Here is a 4,858-nt window from a genome sequence, read left to right on the forward strand (position 1 = left end):
GGCCGCCGCCGCGTCGTCGGCCGCCACCGCGAGCCGCACCAGCTCGGGCGTCCACTGGTGGAGCAGGGTCATCTCACCGGGCCCACGGTCCAGGACCACCGACAGCTCCGCCAGCGCCCGCGCCGGATCCCCGGCCTGCTCGGCGGCGAGCGACCGCGCGGCCAGCAGGAAGTCGCGATTCTCCCGGTCGGCGACGGTACGCACGGGAAGCTCCAGACCGGCGCGTAGGTGCGCGGTCGCGACGGCGGTGTTCCCGCGACGCCCGGCGATCACCGCGGCGACGCCGTGCCAGAGCAACGCCGGCCCGCGCTCCCGCAGCCCGGAATACGTGATCGCCGTGCTGTCCCGTTCGAGGCCGTCGAGTTCGGCGAGCGCGTCGTCCCAGCGACCGAGCCAGTACAGCAGCACGGCGGCAGTGAGCGTCGAGACGCCCCGACCGGGCCCGCCGTCGCGCTGACCCAGGTCGCGTGCCCGGCACAGGGTCTCCTGCGCCGCCGGCCACCGGTCGAGGTTCTGCAGACTGAAGATCCGGCCGTCGAAGGCGAACGTCCGCAGGTCGGCGTACTCGGGTGCGTCGCCCAGCACGGCCAGCGCCCGGTCCGCGTAGTCGAGGGCGGCGACGTGGTCGCGGCGGACCGAGTGGGTCAGCCACAGGTCGGTCAACGCGTACGCGACGGCGAAGGCGTCCCCGGCCTCCTCCCCCACCCGCAACGCCTCCCGGGCGGTGCTGTCCGCCGTACCCAGGTCGCCGTTGCTCGCCCGGTTGACCATCGACAGCGAGGCCAGCAGGCGGGCCTGCCACACCGCCGGTACGGCCGGCCGCCGCAGCGCCGCACCCAGCACGTCCAGCGCCTCCTCGTTGCGCCCCTGGCCGAACAGCGTGCGGGCCAGGATCGAGGACATCTCGGCCTGTTGTCCCGGCGCGGTCGGCAGCGTCAACGCCGCCCGCGCCCGGGCGGCGGCCTCGGAGTGACGCCCGGCGTCGAGCAGCACCCGGGCCAGCTCCACCGAGAGCACCGCCTGGTCGGCCCGGTCGAGCGGGCTCACCGACAACTCGCGGTGCAGCAACTCCACCGCGATGTCCGGGGCACGGGCCGCCAACGCCGGTGCCGCCTCGACCACCCACGTACGGGTCCACTCGTCACCGGTGTGCCCGGCCGCCAACAGTTGCTGGGCCACCCGCAGCGGCTCGGCGCCGGCACCCGCCAACGTCCGCGCCGCCTCGCAGTGCAGCGCCGCACGCAGCGCCGCCGGCATGCTGTCGTAGAGCGCCTGCCGGATCAACGGATGCCGGAAGGCGAGTTGGTCGCCGACGCCGACGACGATCCCGGCGGTGACCGCGTTCTGCAGCCCTTCGGCCAGGTCCGACGCGGTCCGGCGCAGCACTGCGGCAAGGTCGGTGACGGCGAACTCGCCACCGAGCAGCGATGCGGTCCGCAACATCTGGGCGGTGGCCGCCGACACCACGCTGAGCCGGTCGGTCAGCGCTGCCGCGAAGGAGGCGGGCACCCGGTCGAGGGCGTCGTCGGAGAGTTCACCGCCGCTCGGCACCGCACCGGCGGTCTGCTCCCGCGCCAGGGCGTCGAGCAGTTCACGCAGATAGAGCGGATTGCCCATGGCCCGCCCGAGCAGACGGTCCAGGCCCGGTCCGGGTGGCGCGCCGAGGACCCCGGTGGTCATCGTGCGGACGTCGTCCGGGCTGAGCGCGCCGAGCGCCAGCAGCGTGCCGCCCCGGCGCAGGGTGGCGGCCCGCAACGTCTGGACGTCCTGCCGGGTCGGCACCGGACGGGTGGCGCTGACCAACAGCAGCGGAAGCTCCTCGACCGCGAGGGCGAGCCGGTGCCACAGCATCAACGACGCCTCGTCGGCCCATTGCAGGTCGTCGAGGACGAGCACCGTCGGGCCGTCCGCACACAACTCGTCGACCAGCGACACGAGCATTTCCGTCGCCGTACCGGCGATGTCGTCGGCAGCGAAAAGCCCTGGCCGACGGTCCCGCAGGAACACGGCGATGCGTGCCCGGCGCGGATCCGGCGAACGCGGCCGGACCTGGAGACAGTCCAGCATCACCCGCAACGGAAAGCGGTGGGACAACTGGTCGGCAGTCCCCCACAGCACCTCACGGCTGCCGCCCTCCCGGGCAGTCAGACCGGCTGCGACCAGGGCAGACTTACCGATGCCCGCCTCGCCCTCCACCCACAGCACCGACCCACGGCCCTGGCCGGCGGCCTCGGCGGCGGCGTGCAACACGGCCAGTTCCTTTTCCCGTCCGGCCCAGACAGTTGGCAGATCAACTGGAAACATGGCGAATGCACCCGAACGGAATGGACCGCGAAGCGACGCGCATCGGTGCATATTAGCCGACCGTCACGCCCGAACATGACCACGAATTGAACACCGAGAATGTGGCTCGCATTTCCTGGGCTCGCTTTTCCCACCGCGACCGCATCCGTGCTGCGTACCACCCCCGGCGGGCACGCCCCCACCGCACCGTCCCCCGCGCCGCACCACCCCGCACCGATCCACCCCCTCGCCCGGATGCCTCCCGGCGGGCGGGGACGCGACACGACCACGGGGGGATGACGGGGCCAGCCGGTCACCCGAAGACGAATCGGCCCGCTATCAGGATCTGATAGCGGGCCGCTCGAACTGCGATCGATGGTGGGCGATACTGGGTTTGAACCAGTGACCTCTTCCGTGTCAAGGAAGCGCGCTCCCACTGCGCCAATCGCCCGTGCTGTTGTTACACCGAGGTGGGGACGGGATTTGAACCCGCGTACACGGCTTTGCAGGCCGTTGCCTCGCCTCTCGGCCACCCCACCGAGGTTGCCCCCGTCACGCGTGGCGGCAGCTCCGAGCGGACGACGGGATTCGAACCCGCGACCCTCACCTTGGCAAGGTGATGCGCTACCAGCTGCGCTACGTCCGCACGTCTCCGGTTTTCCGGTGACGGATGAGAACTTTAGCCGAGCGGTGGAACGGTTGCCAAATCGGGCCCCACCCGGCGCGCCCGGTTCCGCCGTGCGGCAGACCGCGCCCCGCGAGCTTCCTAGGAGCCTGCACTGGTTGCTCCTGATCGCGGCCGATGGTGGAGGGCCGCGCAAGAGCAGGACCGCAGCTCGGTAGACGGCCCGGGACGGACGTCGCGAGTGTCCGGGTTCCGACTGTCGCAAGCCGGATCACCAGGGGTTTGGTGACACGCCGTGTCCGTCTTGATGGGCTACGGTGACGGACGTGACGAGACGTGCGGCCGAGATCCGCCTGGATGCCCTGCTGCGCACCGCTTGTGACGTGATCGTGCAGCGGGGGCTGGCGAACACCCGCACGGCGGACGTGGCGCAGGCCGCCGGGGTGAGCCAGGCCCTGGTCTTCTACCATTTCGCCACCAAGGAACGCCTGCTCGCGCAGGCCTTCGCGTACGCGGTCGAACAGGATCTGGCCCGGCTGGACACGGTGACCCGGTCCAGTGCCCCGCCGCTGACCAAGCTCCGCCGCATCCTCCGGCTCTACACTCCTGCCGGTCGACCCACCTCCTGGTCCATGTGGATCGACGGCTGGTCGGAGTCGCTGCGTACCCCGGAGTTGGAGAAGGTCTCCCGCAAGTTGGACCTGCGGTGGCGGCAGGACCTCGCGACGGTGATCTCCGACGGGGTCCGCGAGGGTGTCTTCGAGTGCACCGACCCGGCGGGCGCGGCCTGGCGGATCAGCGCGGTCATGGACGGCCTGGCGGTCCAGCTCGCGGTGCACGACCGGGTGATCTCCCGACGGCAGTTCGCCGAGTGGGTACGCCTGGTGACCGCCCGGGAACTGGGCCTCGATCCGGCGCAGCTCGACTGAGCCCGCACCGCACCGACCACCAGGCCGTCTCCGGCACCCTGGCGAACCGCCGTCGGAGGCGGTCGGCGACGACGACAATGACGCCATGGATCTGCTCGAGGTGTACCGACGCAGTCTGGTGGAGTTCACCGACCGGGTGGAACAGGTCGGCGGTGGGCAGTGGTCGGCGGTGACCCCGTGCCCGGGGTGGGACGTCCGCACCCTGGTCAACCACGTCGTCGGTGAACAGCGCTGGAGTGTCGCGCTGCTCGCCGGCCGGACCATCGCGCAGGTCGGCGACCGGTACGACGGCGACCAGCTCGGTGACGATCCGGTCGTGGCGGCGCGTGACGCGGCGGCACAGGCCGAGTTGGCCGCCGCCTCCCCCGGCGCGCTGCACCGCACCGTGCACCTCTCGGCCGGCGACACGCCCGCCGAGGAGTACCTGCACCAACTGCTCGCCGAGCATCTCGTCCACGGGTGGGACCTGGCCGTGGCGATCGGCGTCGACCCGAGGATGGACGCCGACGCGGTCGCCGAGTGCGCCCGGTGGTTCCGCCGCGCCGTCGGTGACTACCGGAGCAACGGGCTGGTGCACGACCAGGTCGACGTCTCACCGCAGGCCGACGAGCAGGACCGGCTGATCGGCGCGTTCGGCCGCGATCCCGGCTGGGCACCGTAACCGCCCGCCGCACGGCGTGACGAGTACGGCGGCCGGCGCGGGAGATCCCGCGCCGGCCGCACCCCCGGTGTGTGAAGTACGCGAGCGGTCAGCCCAGCCGACCACCGTCACGGGGTACCGTCCGCCAGCGCTGGCGCGGCCCGGGTTGCCGCTCCCAGCGGTCCGCGGCGCTCACCGAGACGCCGTCGGCGGGTACCGGTTCCGGATCCTTGGTCAACTGCCGCAGCCGCATCAGCAGGCCGACGCCGAGGAACAGCAGCAGCCCACCGAGCAGGAAGGCGACCTCGGTCAGGCCGAGCCCCGCCCCGGTCTGCGAGACGTTGCCGGCGGCTCCGGCGTCCGGCGCGGCGGCTCCGCCAC

3 protein-coding genes, 3 tRNA genes and 1 pseudogene are annotated in these 4,858 nt (G+C 72.3%); 2 read left to right on the forward strand and 5 right to left on the reverse strand.

Translation table 11 applies throughout. The features are described from left to right. The 4 genes from EYA84_RS26615 to EYA84_RS26630 form a co-directional block, all read right to left on the reverse strand. Nucleotides 1–2,355 (reverse strand): AAA family ATPase (locus EYA84_RS26615; protein WP_131056435.1); only part of this gene is annotated, 2,355 nt, incomplete at its 3' end. Nucleotides 2,356–2,659: 304 nt separating this feature from the next. After that, nucleotides 2,660–2,734 (reverse strand) — tRNA-Val (locus EYA84_RS26620). A gap of 17 nt (nucleotides 2,735–2,751) precedes the next feature. Then, nucleotides 2,752–2,822, reverse strand: a tRNA-Cys gene (locus EYA84_RS26625). A 34-nt stretch (nucleotides 2,823–2,856) separates the two neighbouring features. Further along, nucleotides 2,857–2,929 (reverse strand) — tRNA-Gly (locus EYA84_RS26630). Nucleotides 2,930–3,234: 305 nt separating this feature from the next. Here EYA84_RS26630 and EYA84_RS26635 point away from each other — a divergent pair. Both EYA84_RS26635 and EYA84_RS26640 read left to right on the forward strand, forming a co-directional pair. Next, nucleotides 3,235–3,837 (forward strand): TetR/AcrR family transcriptional regulator, encoded by a 603-nt coding sequence (locus EYA84_RS26635; protein WP_131056437.1) that lies wholly within the window; start codon nucleotides 3,235–3,237, stop codon nucleotides 3,835–3,837. A gap of 85 nt (nucleotides 3,838–3,922) precedes the next feature. After that, nucleotides 3,923–4,498, forward strand: coding sequence for a TIGR03086 family metal-binding protein (locus tag EYA84_RS26640; RefSeq protein ID WP_131056439.1), 576 nt, complete (start codon nucleotides 3,923–3,925; stop codon nucleotides 4,496–4,498). A gap of 88 nt (nucleotides 4,499–4,586) precedes the next feature. Here the strand turns inward: EYA84_RS26640 and EYA84_RS26645 are convergent. Beyond that, nucleotides 4,587–4,858: pseudogene (locus EYA84_RS26645) on the reverse strand (hypothetical protein); the annotation flags it as partial.

The organism is Verrucosispora sp. SN26_14.1, assembly GCF_004307965.1.
Lineage (GTDB): Bacteria > Actinomycetota > Actinomycetes > Mycobacteriales > Micromonosporaceae > Micromonospora.